At 64.9% G+C, this 24530-nt stretch carries 23 protein-coding genes; 14 read left to right on the top strand and 9 right to left on the bottom strand.

Going from position 1 to position 24530, the window contains the following annotated elements; genetic code table 11:
* Nucleotides 1-97: 97 nt before the first annotated feature.
* Nucleotides 98-799, bottom strand: coding sequence for an SDR family NAD(P)-dependent oxidoreductase (locus IC762_RS33155; RefSeq protein ID WP_195786275.1), 702 nt, complete (start codon nucleotides 797-799; stop codon nucleotides 98-100).
* Between the two features lie 71 nt (nucleotides 800-870).
* Here IC762_RS33155 and IC762_RS33150 point away from each other — a divergent pair, with 71 nt between their 5' ends.
* The gene (locus IC762_RS33150; protein WP_195786274.1) at nucleotides 871-2652 is read left to right on the top strand and encodes an acyl-CoA dehydrogenase family protein; all 1782 of its coding nucleotides are present in this window, start codon (nucleotides 871-873) and stop codon (nucleotides 2650-2652) included.
* Nucleotides 2653-2740: 88 nt separating this feature from the next.
* A complete protein-coding gene (locus IC762_RS33145; protein WP_195786273.1) occupies nucleotides 2741-3829 on the top strand; it encodes a Zn-dependent alcohol dehydrogenase in 1089 nt (362 codons plus the stop codon).
* Between the two features lie 130 nt (nucleotides 3830-3959).
* On the opposite strand, the gene IC762_RS33140 is transcribed toward IC762_RS33145, so the two are convergent.
* The 3 genes from IC762_RS33140 to mbfA form a co-directional block, all read right to left on the bottom strand.
* Complete coding sequence (locus IC762_RS33140; RefSeq protein ID WP_195786272.1) at nucleotides 3960-4313, bottom strand: nuclear transport factor 2 family protein; 354 nt, start codon at nucleotides 4311-4313, stop codon at nucleotides 3960-3962.
* 126 nt (nucleotides 4314-4439) lie between these two features.
* Complete coding sequence (locus IC762_RS33135) at nucleotides 4440-5912, bottom strand: amidase (protein ID WP_195786271.1); 1473 nt, start codon at nucleotides 5910-5912, stop codon at nucleotides 4440-4442.
* A 173-nt stretch (nucleotides 5913-6085) separates the two neighbouring features.
* Nucleotides 6086-7057: an iron exporter MbfA gene (gene mbfA, locus IC762_RS33130; protein WP_195786270.1), complete on the bottom strand. Its 972-nt coding sequence runs from the start codon at nucleotides 7055-7057 to the stop codon at nucleotides 6086-6088.
* 155 nt (nucleotides 7058-7212) lie between these two features.
* Between mbfA and IC762_RS33125 the strand changes: the two genes are divergently transcribed.
* Nucleotides 7213-7935, top strand: a complete 723-nt coding sequence (locus IC762_RS33125) for a hypothetical protein (protein WP_195786269.1) — start codon at nucleotides 7213-7215, stop codon at nucleotides 7933-7935.
* A 73-nt stretch (nucleotides 7936-8008) separates the two neighbouring features.
* Here IC762_RS33125 and IC762_RS33120 read toward each other — a convergent pair whose 3' ends face one another.
* Nucleotides 8009-8371: a hypothetical protein gene (locus IC762_RS33120; RefSeq protein WP_195786268.1), complete on the bottom strand. Its 363-nt coding sequence runs from the start codon at nucleotides 8369-8371 to the stop codon at nucleotides 8009-8011.
* A gap of 94 nt (nucleotides 8372-8465) precedes the next feature.
* Nucleotides 8466-9614, bottom strand: a complete 1149-nt coding sequence (locus IC762_RS33115) for an alpha/beta hydrolase (RefSeq protein ID WP_195786267.1) — start codon at nucleotides 9612-9614, stop codon at nucleotides 8466-8468.
* A gap of 107 nt (nucleotides 9615-9721) precedes the next feature.
* Here IC762_RS33115 and IC762_RS33110 point away from each other — a divergent pair, with 107 nt between their 5' ends.
* Together IC762_RS33110 and IC762_RS33105 are read left to right on the top strand one after the other, a co-directional pair.
* Nucleotides 9722-10231 (top strand): hypothetical protein, encoded by a 510-nt coding sequence (locus tag IC762_RS33110; RefSeq protein WP_246801351.1) that lies wholly within the window; start codon nucleotides 9722-9724, stop codon nucleotides 10229-10231.
* Nucleotides 10232-10362: 131 nt separating this feature from the next.
* Nucleotides 10363-10662, top strand: a complete 300-nt coding sequence (locus tag IC762_RS33105; protein ID WP_195786266.1) for a hypothetical protein — start codon at nucleotides 10363-10365, stop codon at nucleotides 10660-10662.
* Between the two features lie 102 nt (nucleotides 10663-10764).
* On the opposite strand, the gene IC762_RS33100 is transcribed toward IC762_RS33105, so the two are convergent.
* Together IC762_RS33100 and IC762_RS33095 are read right to left on the bottom strand one after the other, a co-directional pair.
* Entirely contained in the window at nucleotides 10765-12309 is a 1545-nt protein-coding gene (locus IC762_RS33100) for an acyl-CoA synthetase (protein WP_195786265.1), read from the bottom strand.
* 170 nt (nucleotides 12310-12479) lie between these two features.
* The gene (locus IC762_RS33095) at nucleotides 12480-13652 is read right to left on the bottom strand and encodes an acetyl-CoA C-acetyltransferase (protein WP_195786264.1); all 1173 of its coding nucleotides are present in this window, start codon (nucleotides 13650-13652) and stop codon (nucleotides 12480-12482) included.
* Between the two features lie 139 nt (nucleotides 13653-13791).
* Here IC762_RS33095 and IC762_RS33090 point away from each other — a divergent pair, with 139 nt between their 5' ends.
* The 8 genes from IC762_RS33090 (at nucleotide 13792) to IC762_RS33055 (ending at nucleotide 22788) form a co-directional block, all read left to right on the top strand.
* On the top strand, nucleotides 13792-14481 hold the full coding sequence (locus tag IC762_RS33090; RefSeq protein WP_195786263.1) for a TetR family transcriptional regulator: 690 nt from the start codon (nucleotides 13792-13794) through the stop codon (nucleotides 14479-14481).
* 47 nt (nucleotides 14482-14528) lie between these two features.
* Nucleotides 14529-15287 (top strand): SDR family NAD(P)-dependent oxidoreductase, encoded by a 759-nt coding sequence (locus IC762_RS33085; protein ID WP_195786262.1) that lies wholly within the window; start codon nucleotides 14529-14531, stop codon nucleotides 15285-15287.
* A 149-nt stretch (nucleotides 15288-15436) separates the two neighbouring features.
* Nucleotides 15437-16243, top strand: a complete 807-nt coding sequence (locus tag IC762_RS33080; protein ID WP_195786261.1) for an enoyl-CoA hydratase/isomerase family protein — start codon at nucleotides 15437-15439, stop codon at nucleotides 16241-16243.
* Nucleotides 16244-16284: 41 nt separating this feature from the next.
* On the top strand, nucleotides 16285-18150 hold the full coding sequence (locus IC762_RS33075; RefSeq protein ID WP_195786260.1) for an AMP-binding protein: 1866 nt from the start codon (nucleotides 16285-16287) through the stop codon (nucleotides 18148-18150).
* A gap of 156 nt (nucleotides 18151-18306) precedes the next feature.
* Nucleotides 18307-19434: an acyl-CoA dehydrogenase family protein gene (locus IC762_RS33070; RefSeq protein WP_195786259.1), complete on the top strand. Its 1128-nt coding sequence runs from the start codon at nucleotides 18307-18309 to the stop codon at nucleotides 19432-19434.
* A gap of 120 nt (nucleotides 19435-19554) precedes the next feature.
* On the top strand, nucleotides 19555-20802 hold the full coding sequence (locus IC762_RS33065; RefSeq protein ID WP_195786258.1) for an acyl-CoA dehydrogenase: 1248 nt from the start codon (nucleotides 19555-19557) through the stop codon (nucleotides 20800-20802).
* 28 nt (nucleotides 20803-20830) lie between these two features.
* Nucleotides 20831-22075, top strand: a complete 1245-nt coding sequence (locus IC762_RS33060; RefSeq protein ID WP_195786257.1) for an acyl-CoA dehydrogenase — start codon at nucleotides 20831-20833, stop codon at nucleotides 22073-22075.
* A 2-nt stretch (nucleotides 22076-22077) separates the two neighbouring features.
* Nucleotides 22078-22788 (top strand): nitroreductase, encoded by a 711-nt coding sequence (locus IC762_RS33055; protein WP_195786256.1) that lies wholly within the window; start codon nucleotides 22078-22080, stop codon nucleotides 22786-22788.
* 3 nt (nucleotides 22789-22791) lie between these two features.
* On the opposite strand, the gene IC762_RS33050 is transcribed toward IC762_RS33055, so the two are convergent.
* The gene (locus IC762_RS33050; RefSeq protein WP_195786255.1) at nucleotides 22792-23796 is read right to left on the bottom strand and encodes a helix-turn-helix transcriptional regulator; all 1005 of its coding nucleotides are present in this window, start codon (nucleotides 23794-23796) and stop codon (nucleotides 22792-22794) included.
* 77 nt (nucleotides 23797-23873) lie between these two features.
* Here IC762_RS33050 and IC762_RS33045 point away from each other — a divergent pair, with 77 nt between their 5' ends.
* Complete coding sequence (locus tag IC762_RS33045) at nucleotides 23874-24518, top strand: glutathione S-transferase family protein (RefSeq protein WP_195786254.1); 645 nt, start codon at nucleotides 23874-23876, stop codon at nucleotides 24516-24518.
* Nucleotides 24519-24530 lie beyond the last annotated feature (12 nt).

Below are 24530 nucleotides of genomic sequence, written 5' to 3'. Positions count from 1 at the left end.
AGGCGCGAAGCGCCGTGCCCACCATGTCTTGCGTGCTCGTGATGGTGGGCACGCTTACGCTTTGCCCACCTTACGTATTTGCATGACAAACGTCATCTCAAAACTTCTCGACCCAGGGCCGCAGTTCGAGCTCCCAGCTCCAGGCGCTGCGCGGCTGCTGCAGCACGTTCCAGTAGCTCAGCGCGATCGCGTCCGGATCGAGCATCGAATCCGGCCGGTCGGTCGGCTCGGTGCGGGCGGCGCTGCGGATGCCGCCATCGATCACGAAATGCGCGACATGGATACCCTGCGGCGACAATTCGCGGGCCATGCTCTGCGCCAGCCCGCGCAGCGCGAATTTGCCCATCGCGAACGGCGCCGACTGCGCGTAGCCCTTGACGCTGGCGGAGGCGCCGGTGAACAGGATCGCGCCCTTCTTGTTGGGCAGCATGCGCTTGGTGGCTTCCTGCGCGACCAGGAAACCGCCGAACGCACTGACCGCGATCGCCTGCTCGACCTCCGAGGGAACCAGCTCGACGAACGGTCCGCGCGAGCGGCCGCTCGCATTATAGACCACGACGTCGGGCGTCCCGATCTCGCGCTCGACCAGGCCGAACAGCCGCTCGACGTCCTCGTGCTTGGTGGCGTCGCAGGCATAGGCGCGCGCCTTGGTTTCGGTGCAGAGCGCCCCGAGCTTTTCGATGCTGCGCGCGGCAAGCGCGACGCGAATTCCCTCCTGCGAAAATATCCGGGCCAGCGAGGCGCTGAGGCCTTCGCCGGCGCCGACGATCAGGGCGGTCTTGTATTTTGGAATATCCATTGGGCTTTCCTTTGCTCGGCCGGAGGAGGATAGTCTTGTTTAAAGAAATGAGGAACGCAGCCGGGATTTCAATGCAGCCGCTCAAGCAGAATGTGACGCCGTCATCCGCCAGCCAGCCCGGACTGCTGGCCCCCGACACGACCGGAATGAATTTCTACCGGGCCGATCCGGCGCTGACGGATCTTCTGAAACTGCATCTCCCCGACACCTTATTCCGCCACATCGAACCGCATCTCGACCGGCTCGGCGGCCTCGCCGGCGGCTTTCTCGACGAATGCGCCCGCCTCGCCGACCAGCATACGCCGGTGCTGCACCAGCGCGACAAGTTCGGCCGCGACGTGCAGCACATCGAATACCATCCGGCCTATCGCGAGATCGAAAAGGTCGCCTTCGGCGAGTTCGGCATTCACGCGCTGTCGATCCGCAAAGGCATCATGGGCTGGCCCGACAAATACCCCGTCGTCGCCAAGCACGCCTTCACGTTCCTGTTCAACCAGACCGAATTCGGCATGGGCTGCCCGATCAACGTCACCGACGGCTGCGCCAAACTGCTGGCAAATTTCGGCAGCGAAGCGCTAAAGGCGAAATATCTCGACGGCCTGACGCAGACCGACATGAGCAGACTGACCCAGGGCGGCCAGTTCATGACCGAGAAGGAAGGCGGCTCCGACGTCGGCACGCTGACCACGCGCGCCGTGCAGGAGGGTGACCACTGGCGGCTCTATGGCGAAAAATGGTTCTGCTCGAACGCCGATGCCAAAGTGGTGATGCTGTTGGCGCGCCCCGAAGGTGCGGGACCCGGCACGCGCGGCGTCGGCCTGTTCCTGATGCCGCGGTTCCTCGAGGACGGCGCGCAGAACCACTATCGGATCGTGCGGCTGAAGGACAAGCTCGGCACCCGCTCGATGGCCTCCGGCGAGATCAAGCTCGACGGCGCGATCGCCTATGCCGTCGGCAAGCTCGATCGCGGCTTTGTCCAGATGGCCGAGATGGTGAACTCGTCGCGGCTCTCCAACGGCGTGAAGTCGACCGCACTGATGCGGCGCGCCTGGCACGATGCGATCACGGTGGCACGGGGCCGCGTGGTGTTCGGAAGCCGCATCATCGATCTGCCGCTGGCGCGGCGGCAATTGATGAAGATCATGCTGCCGACCGAGCAGGCGCTGTCGATGAGTTTTCTGACCGCGGACGCGCTCGACCGCGCCGAAGCCGGCAGCCAGGACGCCGCGGCGCTGCTGCGTATCCTGACGCCGACCCTGAAATTCCGCGCCACCCGCGACGCCCGAAAAGTCTGCGGCGATGCGATGGAGATGCGCGGCGGCATCGGCTACATCGAGGAATTCGTCACGCCGCGGCTGCTGCGCGACGCGCATCTCGGCTCGATCTGGGAGGGCACCGGCAACATCGTCGCGATCGACGCGCTGAAGCGCGCAGTCGGCCGCCACGGCGCGGATAATGCGCTCGCCGCCGATCTGCATGCGCGGCTCGACGACAGCCCGAATGTGCCGCAAGCTTGGCGCAACCGCCTGCGCGACCTCGGCGACCGCGCGATTGGATTCGCGCGCGAGGTCGCAAGCCGCATCGACAATGAGGGCGATGCGCGGCGCGCCACCAGCCTGCTCTATCATGTCGCGAGCGCGGTGGCGCTGGCCTGGGAGGGCGAACGCATCCACGAGATGCGCGGCGATGCGCGCCGGCTGCTGCTGTCGCGGATGGTGATCGACCACCGCGTGATGCCGGGCGATCCGTTCCGGCTTGCGGAAAATACCACCCAGCGCACGATGACGGATCATCTGCTCGGCGATCGCGCCGTCGGCATGGCCGAGGTTGGCGAATTGCTCGTCGCAGCGTAGGGTCATCTCTAGCCGCTTGCGCAATCTTACCTCTCCCTTTGGGAGAGGTGGAGCGCGTGCTCAACAATAAACGCGAGAGGAAATCCCGATGAAGGCCGCCGTCCTGCATGAAGTCAACAAGCCGCTGGTGATCGAGGATGTCAGCGTGCCCAATCCGGGGCCACGCGAAGTCCTGATCCGCACCGCGGTCGCGGGCCTCTGCCATTCCGACCTCCACTTCATGGAAGGGCTTTATCCGCATCCGCTGCCGGCCGTGCTCGGCCATGAATCGGCCGGCGTGGTCGAGAAGGTCGGCTCCGACGTCAATTATGTGAAGCCCGGCGATCACGTCGTCACCTGCCTGTCGGTGTTCTGCGGCACCTGCGACAATTGCACCACCGGCCGCACCGTGCTGTGCACCGACACCACGGTGAAGATGCTGCCGGGCGCCTCCAACCGGCTGTCCTGGGGCAGGAAGGAGAAGTTGAACCAGTTCCTCAATCTGTCCTCGTTCGCCGAGCAGATGCTGGTGCATGAGAACGCCATCGTGAAGATCAAGAAGGAGATGCCGCTCGATCTCGCCGCACTGATCGGCTGCGGCGTCATCACCGGCTATGGCGCCGTCGTCAACACCGCGAAGGTCACCGCCGGCGAGACGGTCGCGGTGATCGGCTGCGGCGGGGTCGGCATGGCCGCGATCAACGGCGCGCAGATCGCCGGCGCTGGCCGCATCATCGCTGTAGACACCAACCCGGCCAAATTGCAGCTTGCGACCAAATTAGGTGCCACCGACATCGTCGATCCCGCCCGGGGCGACGTCGTGCAGCAGGTGCGCGAGCTCACCGGCGGCGGCGTGCAGCACTCCTTCGAAGTGCTCGGCCGCAAGGACACCGCCGAGCAGGCGTTCGGCATGCTGGCGGCGGGGGGCACCGCGACCATCGTCGGCATGATTCCGTTCGGCCAGAAGATCGAGCTGCACGGCTTCGATTTCCTGCGCGAGCGCAGGATCCAGGGCTCCTCGATGGGCTCCAACCATTTCCGCGTCGACATGCCGCGTTTGGTCGATTTCTACATGCGCGGCCGGCTGCACCTGGAGGACTGGATCTCGGCCAAGCTGAAGCTGAGCGAGATCAACGAAGGTTTTGCCAATATGAAAGCCGGCAAGACGCTGCGCAGCGTGATCATGTTCGATAGCTAGTCGTCGTCCCGGCGAAGGCCGGGACCCATACGCCGCAGCCTCGCTTTGGGCACCAAGGTGGACGGCTTTCTTTATTCACCACGGATAGCCGTGGTTATGGGTCCCGGCCTTCGCCGGGACGACGGCTGTGCTACCGCGCCACGTGGGCTGACACCGCGAGCCACGTCCCGTTCTGCTTCGCCCAGCAATCGGTGTATCGGCCATAGGCCTGCTTGCCCTCGGCATCAAGATAGCTGGTACGGGCGTGGATGATCGCGAAATCACCAAGGATGCGGATCTTGACGTCCTCGGCCGTCAGTCCCTTGATCTTCACCGGGATCGCGGTCTGCTTCAGGAAGCCGGCGCGATCGACCAGGCTCTTGTCGGGATTGGTGGCGTAGAAGTCCTGCGCCAGGATCTCGTCGAAGCGTTTGACATCGCAGTTCTGAACGGAATCGACGTAGTCCTTGTTGAGTTTTGTGAGTTCTTCCAGGTCGTTGTTCATTGATGGTTCTCCCAGACCTCTCCCCAGTCATTGCGAGGAGCGACAGCGACGAAGCAATCCATCTCTCCGCGCAAGGGGATATATGGATTGCTTCGCTTCGCTCGCAATGACGGGCGTTAGCCTCACTCAATCATCGAACATCTTCGGCGGCACGAAACCACCGAACTCACGCTCGATCAGCTCGGCGAGCTTGAGCGGCGTGCGGTCTTCCAGCCATGGGCCGACGATCTGCACACCGACCGGCAGTCCGTCCGGCGCAAAGCCGGTCGGGATCGCGGTGGAGGGAAGGCCGGGCAGCGTCGCAATGCCGGGCCAGGCGAGCTGGTCGGGATAGACGTGCGGCTCACCGTCGATCAGGATCTTGCGCTGCTCCTGGTCGGGAGAATGATCGTGCGGATAGGCCGGCGTCGGCATGATCGGACAGATCACCGCGTCGAACGACTTGAAGAGCTCCCGCCATTGCGCGCGCAGCCGGCTTCGGCCGACGCTCGCATGCACCCAGTCGCGATGGCTCATCGCGATGCCGCGCAGCCGCTCGGCCTGCAGGCTGGTGTTGTCGGCCGGCAGTGCGGCCGCCATCGCGCAGGCGCCGGCATAGACATCGGGCGGGAAGGTCGCAGCGAGGAACGACAGCAGCATCCGCATATAGAGCCGCGATGAGGCTGCGAAGTCCGGCAGCAACGGGCTCGACCGCGACACCTTGGCGCCGGCCTTGTCGAGGTTGCTGGCGAGCTTGTCGATGGTGCCGCGGACGGCCTTGTCGGTCGGCAGCACCGGATCGGTGTCGATCACGAGGATACGGAAATCCTTCAGGTTCGCGTGGCGCGCCGCCGGCAGTTCGAGTTTATAGGCCTTGCCGGCATCGAGCGGATCGGGGCCGGCCATCACGTCGAGCAGCAGCGTGAGGTCGGCCGTGCCGCGGGCCATCGGACCGATCACCGCAAGGTCGCGTTCATAGGCCAGCGGCGGCGCCGGCGGTGCGACATGGCCGCGCGAGGCCAGCAGGTCGAAGGTCGGCTTGTGCGCATAGACGCCGCAATGGAACGCCGGCACGCGCAGGGAGCCCCCGATGTCGGAGCCGAGCGACAGTGCGCCGTAGCCTGCGGCCAGCGCCGCCGACGAGCCGCCGGAGGAGCCGCCCGGCGTGCGGCGGAGGTCATAGGGATTGTTGGTGGTGCCGTAGATCTCGTTGTAGCTCTGCCAGTCGGCGAGCGCGACCGGCACATTGGTCTTGCCGAGGATGACGGCGCCGGCGTCCTTGACACGGGTGACGGGAAGCGAATCCTCCGGCGGGACGAAATCCTTTTGCGGCGGAAAGCCCCAGGTCGTCGGCAGTCCCGCGATGTTGTAGGATTCCTTCACCGTGATCGGGATGCCGGTGAGCGGCTTGTGCTCGCCGCGCGCGATCGCCGCGTCGGCGGCGCGGGCGGCAGCCAGGCCGCGCTCGAAGTCGCGCACGCAGATCGCGTTGACCTTGTCGTCATGCCGCTCGATGCGGCCGATCGCATCCTCCGCGAGTTCGACGGCCGAGACCTGCTTGCTGCGCAGCGCCTCCGACAATTCGACGGCGGTCTTGAAACTCCATTGCGATTTGGCCACGGTTTGCTCCCGGTTCTGGTTGGCGTCGATGATGGGCGGTTTGGACACAGCCCGCAAGCGTTGCGCGATCACGTATCGTGCAAGCCGGCCTCGCGTGGCTTGTAGTGCCACGGCAATTGCTGCGCTTGATCGGAGTTGCCCTCACCGTGCTCCGCGTGCGGGAAGAAGCAGCTCTACGCCGCGCCGATCAGAATTCCCACACCGAGCACGATGACGCCGCCGAGCACGATCTGGAATACCGCCTGCAGGAACGGCGTGTCCATGTAGCGTGCGCGGATGAAGGCGATCGCCCACAGTTCGAAGAACACGACGACACCGGCGATCGCGGTCGCGATCCAGAATGCGTTCGGCCACGCATCCGGCACGAGATAGGGAATGGTGTGGCCCAATCCACCGAGCGTCGTCATCAATCCGCAGGTCAGCCCGCGCAGCCAGGGCGAGCCGCGGCCGGTCAGCGAGCCGTCGTCGGACAAAGCCTCCGCAAATCCCATGCTGATGCCGGCGCCGATCGAGGCGGCAAGCCCGACCAGGAAGGTCTGCCAGTTGTGATGCGTAGCGAAGGCGGCCGCGAACAGCGGCGCCAATGTCGAGACCGAGCCGTCCATCAATCCGGCCAGCCCCGGCTGCACATATTGCAGCACGAACATCCGCCGCCGCGTGCGGTCTTCCTCGGCACGCACATCGGGCTTGAGGATCTCGCCGGTCAGTTGCACCGCGCGCTTCTCGTGGTGCTTCTCCTCGTCGGCGAGATCGCCGAGCAGGCGGCGGACGCCGACATCCTCGGCCTTCTCGGCGGCGCGGGCGTAGAAGCGCTCGGCCTCGAGCTCCATGGTCTCGACTTCCTTGCGGATGGTGTCGAGCGACAGGTTCTTGGTGAGCCAGACCGGACGGCGGCGCAGGAAGCCCTTGACGTCCTCGCGCCGGATCGGCGGCAGATGCGGGCCGAAGCGCTGCTCATAGAGCTCGAGCAGCCGGTGGCGGTGGCCGCGCTCCTCCTCGGCCATTTCCTCGTAGATCTTTGCGGTATCAGGATAGCGTTCGGCCAGGTCCTCCGCGAAGCTCATATAGATGCGGCTATCCTCCTCCTCGGAGGCGATCGCAACCGCGAGCACCTCGCGCTCGGACAGATCGGCAAACTTCTTCACGGGAACACCAGTTCATCACGTAGTTTAGAATTAGAATAATTCTAATATGATCCGGCGCGCGAACGGTCAATTGCGATTTCGAACGATCACGCCGATGGAACCATGCCTGTTCGGGTTCGTTCGAGTTCCAGATGCTCGTAAGCGGGGGCTATGCCATGGACACGGTCAAATACCGGCTGAACGACGCGCGGCTGGCGCCCCGACGGACCAAGCTCGACATCCCCGGCTGGGCAGGCAACCGCGAACCACGCACCGACGGTTCTCGCGAACAGGTCTGGCATTGTGTGCCATTCTCGGAAGGCGCGCAGTACGGGATCGAGCTGTTCTACCCCTACGACTTCGAACTGCACGTCACCACGCAGGGCGGCCGCTTGCGGTTCGATGCCGACTGGGGCGCTCCGCCGGATAGCGGGGTGCAATGGCCGCCATTCCGGAATTTCGGCGACACGTTCTATACCTATCAGATACTGCTCGATCTCAAGGTCGAGAAGGGGATGGCGATCCGCACCGAGCCGCATCCGCGCTTCTACACCGACCGCACCGACACGGTGCCGATCGCCGTGCCTGCGCTGATACGCAACTGGTGGCCGATGCTGTTCTTTTGCGTCTTCAAGGCCCCGGCCGAAGGGCGTACCCATATCTTCCGGCCGAACGAGCCGTTCGCGCAGATCATCGTGATCCCGGAAGAGGCGAATTTTCAGCTCGCGCCGATGGACGAGGAAGAGGCAGCCGAGCGCGAATTGCAGGCGCGCCGTATCTACAGCAATCGGCCCAAACTGGCCGCCGGCACCGAATGGACATCGTCGACCGACACCGTGTTCGACGGCACCTATCGCCACCTGCACCGCACGGCCAAGGAGAAAGCGCGCGGCGACTGACTGCGCGCCACATTATGGCCGGCGTGGCAACGGGGCCCGCAGGCCCCGTTGTCATATCGTGCGTCGGTCGCGCTCAGTAGTCGCGCCGATAGAAGCTGTGATGGTGGTGGTGATGATGGTGATGATGGCGCCGATAGCGCGGCACCACGATCACAGGGGGGGCGTAGCGGCGATGGTAGCCGTGGTGGTGATGATGATGGTGGTGATGATGGTGATGGTAGAACTGGGCCATCTGCAGGTTCTCACGGGCCGCCGGCGGCGCGGCTTCGTCGAGCGCTTGGAGCTTCGCGGAGGCGTTGGAGATCGGCTCCAGCAATTCAGCGTAAGAATTCGCCTGTAGCACCTCGGTCGGTGCGGGCGCCGATGCGGCTTGGGCACTACCGAGCGCGCCAAGCGACACGACGGCGCCAAGCAGTCCGGCAATCTTCCTTTCCATGGTTATTCCTCCTCGTTGGGGTCGCCGGACAAATCATCGGCAGACCGCAACGCGAGGTCAGGGTAGTTGTTCCCGAAAAATCCGGGACAATCTCCTATTGCACCGCGCGTGCGAGGAACTGGAGCAGCAGACGGCTGACCTCGGCGGGCTGCTCCTGCTGCACCCAATGGCCGGCGCCATCGACCAGATGGCAGCCGAGCATCCTGGTGCAGGCCTTGGTCTGCATTGCCTCGAACACGCCGGGCCGTTGATAGGTGCCCCAATCCTGCTTCCCGGAGATAAAGACCGAGGGCTGGTCGATTGTGCGTCCGCCCCAGGTCTGCATCTCGCCCGTGAACGCGCCCGACGTGCCGCAGCGATACCATTGCAGCCCGCCCTGGAATCCGGTGCGCCGATATTCCGCGCTGTAATAGCCGAGATCGCGGTCCGGCAACCATGTGTTGGCGGCGATTGCCGCAGGCGACGGCATCTCCTTGGCGACGGTCGCCGCCATGTCGTCGGCGAGGTCCATGATGTAGTAGGTCGGCATTTTCGCGAGCTCGCCTGCCGACCATGATTCCAGCCGATACGGCTTGTTGTCGGCCCAATCCGCGCTCTTGTGGTGGTAATAACCGCGCAGGAAATCGTGCACGCCCTGCGGCGCGCGGTGCATGTCGCCATTGGCTTCGCGCGTCGAATAGTACCATTGGTAATGCTTGCGCGGCCGCGGCAGCGCCGCCAGGTCCTGGTGCACCGGATCCTTCACCGCGGGCTTCGCCGGCGCGCCGGCCGTGTTGAACGGCAGCGCCGGCGGTCCGGCAAACGGCGCGCTCATCATCGCCACCGCGCGAAAGACGTCGGGCCGGATCAGCGCGCACCATGCCGCGACCGACGACCCGGCATCATGCCCAATCACCGCATCGACATGCCCATAGCCGAACGCGGCCACCAGCCCGAGCGCGTCGCGCACCATGTTCGGCAGGCGGAACGGCGTGAGATCGCCGTCATAATCGGCATTCCATCCCGTCGTGCGGCCATAGCCGCGCTGGTCCGGCGCGATCACGTGATAGCCGGCCGCGGCGAGGTCAGGCATCACCTTGCGCCAGGAAAAGGCGAGCTCCGGAAATCCGTGCAGCAGCAACAGGCGAGGCCGGCCCTGTGTCTCAAAGCCGGCCTCCAGCACATGCATGGTGAGCCCGTTGATGCCATCGACATAACGCGAGCGGATGGTGGAGGGGAGCGGAACGTCGGGAAGTGTTGTCATGTTGCGGAACCGGCTGGATCGACATTGCAGCGCATGTGATTGTACGCTGGCGGCGATCGGGTGCTAGCTGAGACCGTGGAACGATAGCAACTTTGCTCGAGGGATGCATGCGCATGCGTTGTGCCGGGATCGCAAAGCTGTCCGGCCGGATTCGCCTCGCTCTGGCGATTGCGGCTGCGAGCCTGATGTTTGTGTCATCCGTGCGCGCGACGGACGTCAAGGAACTGACCGAAAAGCTGCCGCGCGCCTATATCGGTGAATTCCTGTGGGATCATGACAGCACGGTGCAGAATGTCGTCATCACCTTCGACAAGGTGCATGCCCTGAACGACGAGAATGCCGAGGCGCTCGGCTGCGGCTCATACGAGGCAGGCCGCCAGGTGACGAAGATCGGCGTGCGGATGTTCATCAAATTGTCCGATCTGCAGGTCGAGATCTTTGAGCTGTCACCGGACGGGAATGGCTCGTTCGAGACCGAGGGCAGCCACCGCGGCACGCTGTCTCACGATCTCCAGCGCATCGATGCGCAATGGACCACGACCGCCTCCGGGCAGCACGGGCAATTGCATCTGCGCGCGGCCGCGTCCGCCGCCTGCGAGCCGGCGGCCTCGCTCTAGCGACGGTCGCCGGTCGCCCGCCGAACGGTGTCATGTGCCCTTTGCATACGAAAGCTACGAACCAAAGGGAACCGAGCGCGACTAATCCAAGTTACGACTCAGCCACCCCCGATTCGAGAAGGATTTTCCTCATGCGCCTCCGAGCCCTTGCCCTGAGCGTCGCCCTCGTCACGTCCGGCCTGGTCGCGGCCGACATGGCCTCCGCTGCGGAGCTCGCCGTGCCCTACCGGCACCATGCGTACCACCACGCGCATCATGCGCGGTATGCCTACCAGCCCGGCTACGTGTTCTGGGACAGCGTCTATCCGCCGGCGCTCTACGGCGCCTATCCCAAGCCGGTCGAGGAAGTCGCCGCGCTCAAGGCGCAGGCCTCACCGGCGCGCACGCATTGGAGCCCGGGCTGGGCCTTGTGGCCGGACCGGTACTACTAAGTCGCGCCGCAATTCGTAGGGTGGGCAAAGCGCAAGCGTGCCCACCATCGCGAGCACGGCGGAAAGGGGGGGGCACGCTGCGCTTTGCCCACCCTACAAAAGCTACGCCTTCACTTCCGCCTTCGGCCAATACCGGTCGCGCAGGTGCCGCTTTACCAGCTTGCCGGTCGGCGTGCGCGGCAGCTCTGTCTCGAAGTCGATGCTCTTCGGGCATTTGATCGGCGACAGATGTTTCCGGCAAAACGCGATCAGCTCGGCCTCGAGCGCTTGGCCTGCCTTCGCCATGTCATGCGGCTGCACCACGGCCTTGACTTCTTCGCCCATCTCCTCGTTCGGCACGCCGAACACCGCGACATCGGAGACCGCGGGATGGGTGATCAGCACGTCCTCGGTCTCCTGCGGATAGATGTTCACGCCGCCTGAGATGATCATGTAGCTCTTGCGGTCGGTGAGATAGAGAAAGCCTTCGTCATCGAGATAGCCGACGTCGCCGAGCGTCGACCATCCCCTCGCGTTGTAGGCCTTCTTCGTCTTCTCGGGATCGTTGTGATAGGTGAATGCCGGCGCGTCGGCGAAATAGACCTGGCCGATCTGGCCGGTCGGCGCCTCCTCGTCGTTCTCGTTCAAAATCTTGACCTTGCCGACCACGGCGCGGCCGACGGTGCCGCGATGGGTGAGCCACTGCTGCGAGGTCGAGACCGCGACGCCGTTGCCTTCCGAGCCGGCGTAATATTCGATCAGGATCGGTCCCCACCATTCGATCATCTTCGCCTTGACGTCGACCGGGCAGGGCGCCGCGGCATGGATCGCGCCCTTCAGCGACGAGACGTCGTAGCGGCTGCGCACCGCGTCGGGCAGCTTCAGCATGCGCACGAACATCGTCGGCACCAGCTGCGACTGCGTGACCTTGTGCTTTTCGACCTGCTTCAGAAACTCCTCGGCGTCGAAATGCTCCATGATGACGGAGGTGCCGCCGAGCACGATCGCCATCATGTTGAAGCGCAACGGCGCCGCATGATAGAGCGGCGCCGGCGACAGATAGATGCTGTCCGCGTTCATGCCGCACATGTCGGCGGTGAGGATGCGCAGGAACGGGTTCGGCACGTCAATCCCGTTGCCCTCGAATTGCTTCTTGATGCCCTTCGGACGGCCGGTGGTGCCGGATGAATAGAGCATGTCGTAGCCCGCGACCTCGTCGGCGACAGGTGTCACCGGTTGCGCAGCAGCTTCCCTGTCATAGGAGCGGAAGCCCGGTTCAGGCTCGTCCATCATGAAGAACAACGGCTCGCCCGGCTCACCCTTGATCAGGCCCTTCACCTTCTCGGCGCAGTGCGGCGTGGTGATGAACACCTTGGCGCCGCAGTCTTTGATGATGTAGGCGATCTCCTCTGCGGTCAGGTAGCGGCTGATCGCGGTGTAATAGAGCCCCGAACGCTGCGCCGCCCAGCAGAGTTCCATGAAGGCGAGCCGGTTTTCCATCAGCAGCGCGATGTGGTCGCCGGCTTTGAGGCCGAGCGAACGAAACAGATGCGCGCCCTGGTTCGAGAGCTCGTCGAGCTCGCGATAGGTGATGGATTTGCCGGTACCCGCCATCCGGTAGGCGATCTTGTCGGGATGATTGCGCGCGTGGATGGAGGGATGGGTCACAAGCGTTTCCTCAACACAGCGGTCGTCCCGGCGAAGGCCGGGACCCATAACCGCCAATTTTTGTTGTTGGACTGGGTTGTGGCCCCAGCCAGGCCTAACCACGGAGAGCTGTGGTTATGGGTCCCGGCCTTCGCCGGGACGACACGATTTATGCAGAGGTCTGCTGCCTCTCACAGCCGCTCGACGATCGTCACGTTCGCCATGCCGCCGCCTTCGCACATGGTCTGCAGGCCCCAGCGCTTGTTGCGCTGCTTGAGCGCGTTGAGCAGCGTCGTCATCAGCTTGGTGCCGCTGCCGCCGAGTGGATGGCCGAGCGCGATTGCGCCGCCATTGACGTTGAGTTTCGCCGGATCGGCGCCAGTCGTCTTCAGCCAGGCGGTCGGTACCGAGGCAAAGGCCTCGTTGACCTCGAACAGGTCGATGTCGTCGATCGACATGCCGGCCTTCTTCAGCGCGCGCTCGGTGGCGGGCAGCGGCGCTTCCAGCATGATCACGGGGTCATGCCCGAGCATGGTGAGATGGTGGATGCGCGCCATCGGCTTGACGCCAAGCGCCTTCAGACCCTTCTCGTTGACCACCATCACGCCGGAGGCGCCGTCGCAGATCTGGCTGGCGCTCGCGGCCGTGAGCTTGCCGTTCTCGGCGATCAACTTGACGCCCTTGATGCCGTCGAGGCTGACATCGAAGCGGATGCCCTCGTCGATGTGATGGGTGTCGGTCGAGCCGTCGGCGCGGGTGATCGCGACAGGCACGATCTCGTCCTTGAAGTAACCGGCCTGCGTCGCCGCGATCGCGCGCTGGTGGCTGTTGTAGGAGTATTCGTCGAGCTCATCCTTCGACAGGCCGTACTTCTCCGCCATCATCTCCGCGCCGGTGAACTGGCTGAACATGATGTTGGGATATTTCGCCTCGATGCCCGGGCTCTTGTAGTGGCCGAAGCCGTTCTTGGCGGGGAGCTGCGAGGCGAGGCCCATCGGCACGCGCGTCATCGATTCCACGCCGGCGGCGATCACGCAGTCCATGGTGCCGCTCATCACCGCCTGCGCGGCGAAATGCAGCGCCTGCTGCGAGGAGCCGCACTGGCGGTCGATCGAGGTCGCCGGCACGCTCTCCGGCAGCTTCGAGGCCATCACCGCGTTGCGCGCGACGTTGTTGGACTGCTCGCCGGCCTGCATCACGCAGCCCATGATCACGTCCTCGATCTGCGCCGGATCGGCGCCGGAGCGTTCGACCAGCGCATCGAGCACGGTCGCGGCCAGATCGGCCGGATGCCAGCCGGCAAGACGTCCTCCCTTACGGCCGCCGGCGGTGCGAGCGGCGGCGACGATGTATGCCTCGGCCATGTCTGATCTCCCTGATGTTTCTGGATGGGGCTTTGAAAGATTGGGCCGGATTTAAGGGACGGTCCGGCATTTAGTCAATCAATCAATTAACTCTTGAGTGCAGCCCCGCCATGGGCTTATGTGCGGCCTCGCTTTTCCGATGAGTTCAGGGATCAGAGCGCCGTTGAATACCAGCGTACCGACCAGACTTGCCGCGAGCAGGAACGCCACCGCCGACAAGCTTCTGGTGGCCGCCAGCGAGCTGATGATCGAACGGGCCTCGATCGAGGTCTCGCTGTCCGACATCGCGCAGAAGTCCGGCGTCAACGCCGCGCTGGTGAAATATCATTTCGGCAACAAGGACGGCCTGCTGCTGGCGCTGCTGGCGCGCGATGCCGCCACCGAGATGTCGCAGCTCGAGTATCTGCTGGCGCAGCCGATCACGCCGAGCGCGAAGCTGCGGCTGCATATCGGCGGCATCATCCGCGCCTATCACCAGTTCCCCTACATGAACCGGTTAATCCACTACCTGCTGCATGAGAGCACGCCGGAGGCCGCCGACGAGGTGTCGAAATTCTTCGTCGCGCCGCTGCTGGAGTTTCATCGCCGCCTCTTGGCTGAAGGCATCAAGGCCGGCGAGTTCCGCAAGATCGATCCGGTGTTGTTCTACACCAGCCTGATCGGCGCCTGCGATCACCTGTTCTTCGGCCGTCACGCGATGTCGCGTGCGGTCGGCGTCGGTCCGGTCACCGACGAGGTCTGCCGCGATTACATCAAGCACATGGAGGCGCTTATTTTCGGCGGCGTGCTCAATCCCAAGACGCAAACGGCGGCCGCAGCCGCCGGATAACAAACTTCGAAGTCCAGAGAAGAAACGCCCAAGGAAAGGTATCTCTCATGCAGTTGAAAGACGTTGCCGTTCTCATCACCGGCGGTGGCTCCGGCCTCGGCGCCGCGACCGCCCGCGCCATGGCCGCCAAAGGTGCCAGGATCGGCGTGATCGATCAGAACAAGGAAAACGCCGAGAAGGTCGCCGCCGAAGTGAAGGGCGTGGCCCTTCATGCCGACGTCACCAGCGAGGAGCAGATCAAGGCGGCGATCGCCAAGGCTGAAGCGGCGCACGGCATCGCGCGCGTGCTGATGAACTGCGCCGGCATCGGCGGCTCGCAGCGCATCGTCGGCAAGGATGGCGTCTATCCGCTGGAAAAGTTCGTCCGTATCATCAACGTCAATCTGATCGGCACCTTCAACGTGCTGCGCCTGTTCGCCGAGCGCCTGGCGACCGAGGCGCCGATCGGCGAGGAGCGCGGCGTTGCGATCAACACCGCGTCGGTCGCCGCCTATGAAGGCCAGATCGGCCAGATCGCCTATTCTGCCTCGAAGGGCGGCGTCGTCGGTCTCACGCTGCCGGCCGCGCGCGATCTCGCCAGCCTGAAAATCCGCGTCAACACCATCGCGCCCGGCCTGTTCCTGACGCCGCTGCTGATGGGCCTCAACGAGGAAGCCCGCAAGAGCTTAGGGGCCCAGGTGCCGCATCCGGCCCGCCTCGGCGATGCCTCCGAGTACGGCAACCTAGCGGTCCACATCGTCGAGAACCCGATGCTCAACGGCGAAACCATCCGCCTCGACGGCGCCATCCGCATGGCGCCGCGGTAGCAGCAAATTCCGCTGTCGTCCCGGCGAAAGCCGGGACCCATACTCCGCGGCGTTTGTAACAGGCAAGCTGGCAGACGCCGCGCAAAACAACAAAAGCCTGTGGTTATGGGTCCCGGCCTTCGCCGGGACGACGATGTGGGAGGTTGCGCGTGTCTCAACCGCTGCTGATCGAACATCACGACGGGGTCGATTGGGTTACGCTCAATCGTCCCGAACACCTCAACGCACTCGATCCTTCCCTGATCGACGCGCTCAATGCCTACTTCCAGGGCCTGCAGCGCAATCGCGACACTCGCGTCGTGGTGCTGAAAGGCGCCGGTGCGAATTTCTGCGCCGGGCTCGATCTCAAGCACGCGATGGCGCGGCGCGGCGGGCAGGCCGAGCCGCCGGGCGTCACCGAGTCCCTCGACTCGCAACGTCGCATCGCCGACATCGTGATGCTGATGCGGCGCTGTCCGCAGCCGATCATCGCGCTGGTGCAGGGCGCGGCCGCGGGCGGCGGGTTTGCGCTGGCGCTGGCCGCCGACATCCGCATCGCGGCAAAGGGCGCGCGGATGAATTGCGCCTTCATCAAGCTCGGCCTCGGCGGCTGCGACATCGGCACCAGCTATTTCCTGCCGCGTCTGGTCGGCGTCTCCGTCGCGTCCGAGCTGATCCTCACCGGGCGCTTCATCAACGCGGACCGCGCGCTTGCCGTCGGTCTGGTGTCCGAGGTGGTGGAGGCCGCTGATCTCGATGCCGCGGCCAATCCTTATGTCGAGGCGATGATGACGGCCTCGCCGGTTGGCCTCCGCTTGTCGAAGGAGTGCATCAACATGAGCGTCGATGCCGGCTCGATCGAGGCCGTGATTGCGATGGAGGATCGCAATCAGGTGCTGTGCAGCCGCTCGGAAGATTTCCAGGAAGGCATCAAGGCCTTTCTCGAGAAGCGAAAGCCTGTCTATATCAGGCGCTGAGAACAGATCCTGCAAAGGACAAGAATTCCGGGAGACGCAAAATGGATGGGGACGCAGCTGTTCTGATGAAGCCGCCCTTCCGCAAGGTGGATTGGCTGGCGCGCGACATCGCGGTTAGCAGGCGCGATGACGGCACGGTGGTGCTGAAGTCGCGGATTCCGTTGCAGGCCTATGCGACGCATATTCCGTCCTATCTCGCCAAATGGGCCAAGGAGGCGCCGGAGCGAACCTGGCTGGCGCAGCGCGGCGGTCCCGACCGGCAATGGCGCAAGGTCTCCTATGGCGAAGCCAAGCGCACCGTCGATGCGCTGACGCAGGGCCTGCTTGATCTCCAGATCGCTGCAGGCCGTCCGGTCGCGATCCTCTCCGGCAATTCGATCGAGCACGCGCTGATGACGCAGGCCGCGATGCAGGCGCGTCTCGCTGCCGCACCGGTGTCGCCGGCCTATTCGCTGATGAGCCAGGATCATCTCAAGCTCAAATATTTGTTCAACCTGATCAAGCCCGCCGTCGTGATGGTGCAGGACGGCCCGCTCTTCGAGAAGGCGCTGAAGGCACTCGATCTCACCGGCATCACTGTCGTGCATGTGCTGCGGCCCTGCGAAGGCATCGCAAGCGTAGCCTATGCCGATCTCGCGGCGACGCCGGTGACCAAGGCGGTCGACGAGTCGATCGCGAAGATCACGCCTCACACCACCGGCAAGCTGCTGTTCACTTCGGGCTCGACCGGCATGCCCAAGGCCGTCATCAACACCCAGGAGATGATGTGCGCCAATGCGGCGATGATGATGCAGGTGCGGCCGCGCGAAGCGGGCGGCCCGGTCGCAACCGTGCTGGACTGGATGCCGTGGAATCACACCATGGGCGGCAACGCCGCGTTCAATCCGGTGCTGGTCGACGGCGGCACGCTCTATATCGACGACGGCCGGCCGATGCCGGGCCAACTCGAAGAGACGATCAGGAATTTGCGCGAGGTGTCGCCGACCTATTACGCCAACGTGCCGGCCGGCTACGCCGCGCTCGCCGCGGCGATGGAGAAGGACGACGCGCTCTGCGAAAGCTTCTTCAAGAACCTCTCGATCATGGCTTATGGCGGCGCGCGGCTGCCCGACGATCTCTATGACCGGATGCAGGCGCTAGCGGTGAAGACGACTGGCGAACGCATCGTGTTCTACACCGGCTGGGGCTCGACCGAGACCGCGCCGACCTCGACCGGCACCTATTGGGACACCGAGCGCGTCGGCCTGATCGGCCTGCCGTTCCCCGGCGTCGAGCTGAAGATGGTGCCGTGCGGCGCGAAATACGAATTGCGCTTGCGCGGCGTCAACGTGACCCCGGGTTATTTCGGCCAGCCGGACCTCACCCGGAAGATGTTCGACGAGGAGGGCTTCTACTGCATCGGCGACGCCGGCCGGTTCGTCGACCCCTCGGATCCGCTGCAAGGCATCATTTTCGCCGGGCGCGTGGTCGAGGACTTCAAGCTCACCACTGGCACCTTCGTTCATGTTGGGTCGCTGCGCACCGATGCGATATCGGCGGCAACGCCGGTGGTGCACGACGCGCTGGTCGCGGGACAGGACCGCGAGTTCATCGGATTGCTGTGCTGGCCGAACCTGCACGCCTGCCGCCAGCTCGTCGGCAAGGCCGACGCAACCTATCAGGACGTGATCCGGCACCCCGACGTGATCGATTGCCTGAAAAAGGGCCTGCAAGCCCACAACGCCTCGACCACCGGCAGCAGCATGCGCGTCGCGCGCGCCATCCTGATGCTCGAGCCGCCCTCGATCGACGGCAACGAGCTCACCGACAAGGGCCACATCAACCAGCGCGCCGGCTTGGAGCGCCGGGCGGAGCTGGTGGAGAAGCTCTACGCCGCGACGCCCTGCGACGAGGTGATCGTGCTGTGATGAGGCAACGACTTTCTCCACTCGTCATTCCGGGGCGCGCGAAGCGCGAGCCCGGAATCCATACTCTCGATCGTGGTTATGGATTCCGGGCTCGCCGCTCCGCGGCGCCCCGGAATGACGGCCAATTGAAACGACAAGAACCAAAAAGGTAGCGCCATGAACTTCGATTTCTCCGACGAGCAGAAGCAGATGCGCGACGAGGCGCGGAAATTCCTCAGCGAGCAGTGCCCGCCGAAGGCCGTGCGCGAGGTGCTCGACGGCAAGGCGCCCTACGACAAGGCGCTGTGGAAGGCCCTCGCCGCGATGGGCTTCCTCGGCGTCGCGATCCCGGAGCAATTCGGCGGCGCCGGCGCGGGCCATCTCGAGCTCTGCGTGATCGCCGAGGAAATGGGCCGCGCGCTGGCGCCGGTGCCGTTCTCCTCCACCGTCTATCTTGCCGCCGAGGCGATCCTGATCGCGGGCTCTGATGCGCAGAAGCAGAAGTGGTTGCCGAAGATCGCATCGGGCGATGCGATTGGCACGCTGGCGCTGTTCGAAGGCCACGGCAATCCGTCGCCGAAGGCGATCAAGTTCACCGCGAACGGCGGCGTGCTCAACGGTGTGAAGAAGCCGGTCGCCGACGGGGCGATCGCCGATTTCGCCGTCGTCGCGGCACGCACCGGTTCTGGCGGACGCGAGTCCGACATCTCGCTGTTCATCGTCGATCTCAAGGCCTCAGGCGTCGAGCTCAAGCCGCTGACCAATATCGACCTGACCCGCGGCCAGGCCGAGATCGCCTTCAAGGACGCCAAGGCCGAGCCGCTCGGCGCAGCGGGCGAGGGCTGGGGCGTCATTACGCAGGTGCTGGATCGCGCTGCGGTGTTGATGGCCTTCGAGCAAGTCGGCGGCGCCGACCGCGCGCTGGAGATGGGGCGCGACTACGCGCTGGATCGTATCGCCTTCGGCCGTCCGATCGGCTCGTTCCAGGCAATCAAGCACATGCTCGCCGACATGTACGTCTCGGCGACCCTGGCGCGCTCCAACTGCTATTACGGCGCCTGGGCGCTCTCGACCAACGCCGGCGAGCTGCCGGAAGCGGCGGCTGCCGCGCGCATCAGCGCCACGCAGGCATTCCAGCACTGCGCCAAGAACAACATCCAGGTCCATGGCGGCATGGGTTTTACCTGGGAGTTCGACTGCCACATGTACTACCGCCGCGCCAATGCGACGGCGCTCGGCCTCGGCAGCCTGTCCTATTGGGAAGACGCGCTGATCGACCGCATGCGCAAGAAGAACGCGGCGTAAATTCCTGTCGTCATTCCGGGGCGCGCGCAGCGCGAACCCGGAATCTCGAGCTCAGTCAGTAACCTCTAGATTCCGGGTTCGATGCTCCGCATCGCCCCGGAATGACAGAAGAGAAAGACCATGAATTTCGACGACACCCCGCAAGAGGCCGCGTTTCGCGCCGAGGCAAAAGCCTGGATCGCCGCCAACGCGCCGAAGCAATATGAGGACGAGCTGCGCAAGGCCTCGCTCGGCCGCGTGCAGCTCACGGGCGCCAACATCCTCGAAGTGGCAAAAGCTTGGCAGAAGAAGAAGGCCGAGGCCGGCTGGGCCTGCCTGCACTGGCCGAAGGAGTATGGCGGCCGTGGCGCCTCGCCGATCGAGCGCGTGATCTGGCAGCAGGAAGAGGGGCCGTTCGGCCGTCTCAGTGCTGTCTTCATCATCGGCCACGGCATGTGCGGCCCGACCATGATGGCGTTCGCCGGCGAGGAGCAGAAGCGCAACTATCTGCCGCCACTCGCTTCCGGCGAGAAGGTCTGGTGCCAGCTGTTCTCCGAGCCGGCCGGCGGCTCCGACGTTGCGGGCTTGCGCACCCGCGCCGAGAAGCATGGCGACGAATGGGTGATCAACGGCCAGAAGATCTGGACCTCGGGCGCGCATTATTCGGACTACGGCATCCTCTTGACCCGCACCGATCCGACCGTGCCGAAGCACAAGGGCCTCACCATGTTCTTCCTGGACATGAAGAGCCCTGGCGTGGAGGTGCGGCCGATCAAGCAGGCGAGCGGCGCGTCCGACTTCAACGAAGTCTATTTCACCGATGTGCGCATTCCGGATTCGCAGCGGCTCGGCAACGTCGACGACGGCTGGAACGTGTCGCTGACGACGCTGATGAACGAGCGGATGTCGATCGGCGCCGGCGTTTCGACAGGCTTCCCCGAGCTGTTCGATTATTGCAGCAGCCTGATGCTGGAGGACGGCCCGGCGATCGAGAACCGCGCGGTGCGTTCGAAGCTGGCGAACTGGGCGGTGAAGGCGAGCGGGCTGAAATACACCAGCATGCGCGCGATCTCGGCGCTGTCGAAGGGCGAGCGTCCGGGGCCGGAGAACTCGATCGGCAAACTGGTGGCGGGATCGATGATCCAGGACGTCGCGGCCTATGCGCTCGATCTGCAGGGCGCCGCGGGCGCGCTGAACGGGGTTCAGGATGCCGAAGTCGCCGGCAAATTCCAGGCGATGCTGCTGCGCGCGCCGGGCACCCGCGTCGAGGGCGGCACCGACGAGATCATGCGCAACATCATCGCCGAGCGCGTGCTGGGCCTGCCGGGTGACATCAGGGTCGATAAGGACGTGCCGTTCAACAAGATCCCGACCAGGGGCCGCGCGTGAGCGCGGAAGAATAACAGAGAGGTTCGCCATGAATTTCGACGACACGCCGCAGGAAGCCGAATTCCGCGCCACCGCCCGCAAGTGGGTCGCGGCCAATGCGCCGAAGCAGTTCGAGGAGGAGCTGTCAAAATCCTCGCTCGGCCGCATCAGGCTTGCGAAACACGACATGGTCGAAGTCGGAAAGGCCTGGCAGAAGAAGAAGGCCGAGGGGGGCTGGGCCTGCCTGCACTGGCCGAAGGAATATGGCGGCCGCGGCGCGACGCCGATCGAGCGCGTGATCTGGCAGCAGGAGGAGGGCGTCTACGGCAAGCTCACCCAGCCGTTCCAGATCGGCGAGGGCATGTGCGGCCCGACCGTGATGGCCTGGGGCAGCGAAGACGCCAAGCGCCGCTATCTGCCGAAGCTTGCCTCCGGCGAAGAGATCTGGTGTCAGCTGTTCTCCGAACCGTCGGCCGGCTCCGACGTCGCGGGCTTACGCACGCGTGCGGAGAAGAAGGGCGACAATTGGGTCGTCAACGGCCAGAAGATCTGGACCTCGGGCGCGCATTATTCCGACTACGGCCTATTGATCGCGCGCACCGATCCTGGTGTGCCCAAGCACAAGGGCCTCACCATGTTCTTCCTGGACATGAAGAGCCCGGGTGTGGAGGTGAGGCCGATCAAGCAGGCCAACGGCATGCAGGAGTTCAACGAGGTCTATTTCACCGACGTCGTGATCCCGGACAGCCAGCGGCTCGGCGCGGTCGGTGAGGGCTGGAGCGTGTCGCTGACCACGCTGATGAACGAGCGGATGTCGATCGGGTCGCGGCTTGCGACCGGCGTGCCCGAGATGTTCGAGTTCTGCTCGAATTTGATGCTGGAGGATGGCCTTGCGATCGACGATCCGGCCGTGCGCTCCAGGCTTGCGAGCTGGGCGGTGAAGGCGAGTGGGCTGAAATACACCAGCTACCGCGCCATCTCGGCGCTGTCGAAGGGCGAGCGGCCGGGGCCGGAGAACTCGATCGGCAAGCTCGTTTCCGGCATGATGCTGCAGGACATCGCGACCTACGCGATGGACCTGGAAGGCGCCGCAGGTGCGCTCACCGGCGACAGCGAGGAACTGGTGCATGGCCAGTTCCAGCAGATGCTGCTGTCGTCACCCTCGATGCGCATCGCTGGCGGCACCGACGAGATCTTGCGCAACATCATCGCCGAGCGCGTGCTCGGGCTGCCCGGCGACATACGCGTCGACAAGGATGTGCCCTACAACAAGATCCCGACCAAGGGGCGTTGACCATGGATGCCGTGACCAAACCGCGTTTTTCGACCGAAGACCGCATCGGCGTGCTTTCGGAATTGCTCAATGAGCGCTACTCGGTGCGCGCCTTCGAGCAACGCGAAGTGCCGCGCGACATCATCGAGCATGTGCTGACGGTCGCGCAGCGCACCGCGTCCTGGTGCAACAGCCAGCCCTGGCAGACCCTGATCGTCTCCGGCGAGGCCAAGGAGCGCTTCCGCAAGGCGATCTATGCCGAGGCCGCGCGCGGCCTTGGCGAGGACTACGACTTCACGCCGCCGCGCGAATATGCCGGCGTCTATCTGGAGCGCCGCCGCGAAAGCGGCTTCCAGCTCTACAACACGCTCGGCATCGCCAGAGGTGACAAGGCTGCCTACGCCAAGCAGGCGCTGGAAAACTACAATTTCTTCGGCGCGCCGCATGTCGTCGTGATCCACACCAACGAGCCGCTCGGCATCTATGGCGCGATCGATTGCGGGGCCTATGTCTCGAACTTCATCCTGGCGGCGCAGGCGCTCGGCCTCGGCACCATCCCGCAGGCCGCGCTGGCCCGCCACTCCGGCCTGATCCGCCGCCACTTCAAGCTGGACGACGACCGCCGCGTGGTCTGCGGCATCTCGTTCGGCTATGCCGATCATGCGCACAAGGTGAACAGTTATCGCACGTCGCGTGCGACTGTTGCGGATACCGTGACGTTCGTCGACGAGTAATGCTCAGGCGCGCCGGGCGGCAACGGCCCGGCGTCGCGGCGGGGCTGCGTAGCGCGCGGCCATCGCGGCCGTCATTTCTGCCATCCTTTCGCGCAGTTCAGGCGGCTCGATCACCTCCACTTCGGAGCCCAGCCGCAGCAACTCGCTCGCGGCATGCCACACCGTCTTGCCGACCGGAATGGTGACGATCCGCCAGCCGTCGGCATCGACCGCCTCCGCAAGCTGCATGCGCGCCTTCACATATGGATGCGCGACGACATCGAACAGTTTCAGCCCGAACGGCGACATCCGCACGGTGGCCTGGTTCGGATGCAGCTCGGTCTCCAGCCGTTCGGTCGACGCGCGCCAATAGGCGGCAAGGTCGAAATCGTCGGGCCGCCCGAACGGTTGCTCCAGCGCGGCGCAATCGAGCACGCGCGCGACGCGGTAGCTGCGCACGCTGCCGTCGACGAGGCCGGCGAGATACCAGCTGCCGCCCTTCAGCACCAGGCCGAGCGGTGCCACGCGGCGGCGCCTTTCAGATTTCCAACTCTGGTAGCGGATCTCGATCAGGCGTTCGCGCAGCACCGCGCCGGCGATCGCGCGCAGATGCTTCGGCTCCTCGGTCGCGCCGAACCAGCCGGGCGCGTCGAGGTGGAAGCGCTGCTGCATTCCCCTCGCGTTGGGCCGCAGATGCTCCGGCAGCGCCGCCATCAGTTTGGTCTGCGCCGCCGTCATCGCGACATCGAGGCCGAGCGCTGCCGCAGGTCCCGGCAGGCCGGCCATGAACAGCGCCTCGGCCTCGCCCTGCGACAGGCCGTTCAGCCGCACCCGGTAGCCGTCTAGCAACCGATAACCGCCCTCGGCGCCGCGGTCGGCATAGACGGGCACGCCGGAGGCCGCGAGCGCGTCGATGTCGCGATAGATCGTGCGCACCGAGACCTCGCAGGCCTCGGCAAGCTCGGGCGCGGTGACCTGCCCCCGCGCCTGCAGGGTGGTGAGAATCGAAAACAGCCGGCTCGCGCGCATGGGCAAATCATATCTGACACAAGATGTCAGGTATAGGAGCTCATAACAGCCGCGCCACGAACGCAAGGAGACCGCCCATGACCGCCGCCGACCGCATCACGCTGTATTATTCGCCGCAAAGCCGCGCCACCGGCGCGCGGGTGCTGCTGGAGGAGCTCGGCGCGCCCTACGACCTGCACGTCCTCAATATGAAGGCAGGCGAGCAGCGCAAGGACGCCTATCTTGCGATCAATCCGCTCGGCAAGGTGCCTGCGCTCCGCCATGGCGACGCGCTGGTGACCGAGCAGGTCGCCGTCACCATCTATCTCGCCGACCTGTTCCCGCAGGCCGGCCTGACGCCTGCGCTGAATGATCCGCGCCGCGGCCCCTATCTGCGCTGGATCGCCTATTACGGTTCGTCGTTCGAGCCGGCCGTGATCGACCATTTCATGAAGCGCGCACCCGCGCCGGTGACGCAGTCGCCTTACGCCGACTACGACACCATGCTGGGCGCGCTCGAAGCTCAGCTTGCCAGGGGCCCCTATCTGTTCGGCGACCAGATCACGTCGGCCGACATCCTCTGGGGCATCGCCCTCAGCTGGACCATGATGTTCGGCATCGTGCCGAAGCGGGACGTCTTTGTCCGGTTCGCCGAACGCATCACGTCGCGTCCCGCCTTCCAGAAGATCACGGCCGCCGACCAGGAGATGGCGGCGGCGCATGCCGCTGCGGCCGGCGTGTGATAGAATGTGCCG

The organism is Bradyrhizobium genosp. L, from assembly GCF_015624485.1.
Classification (GTDB): Bacteria; Pseudomonadota; Alphaproteobacteria; order Rhizobiales; family Xanthobacteraceae; genus Bradyrhizobium.
Note: the sequence above shows the minus strand (reverse complement) of the source record. Positions and strands in the feature narration are given on the sequence as shown.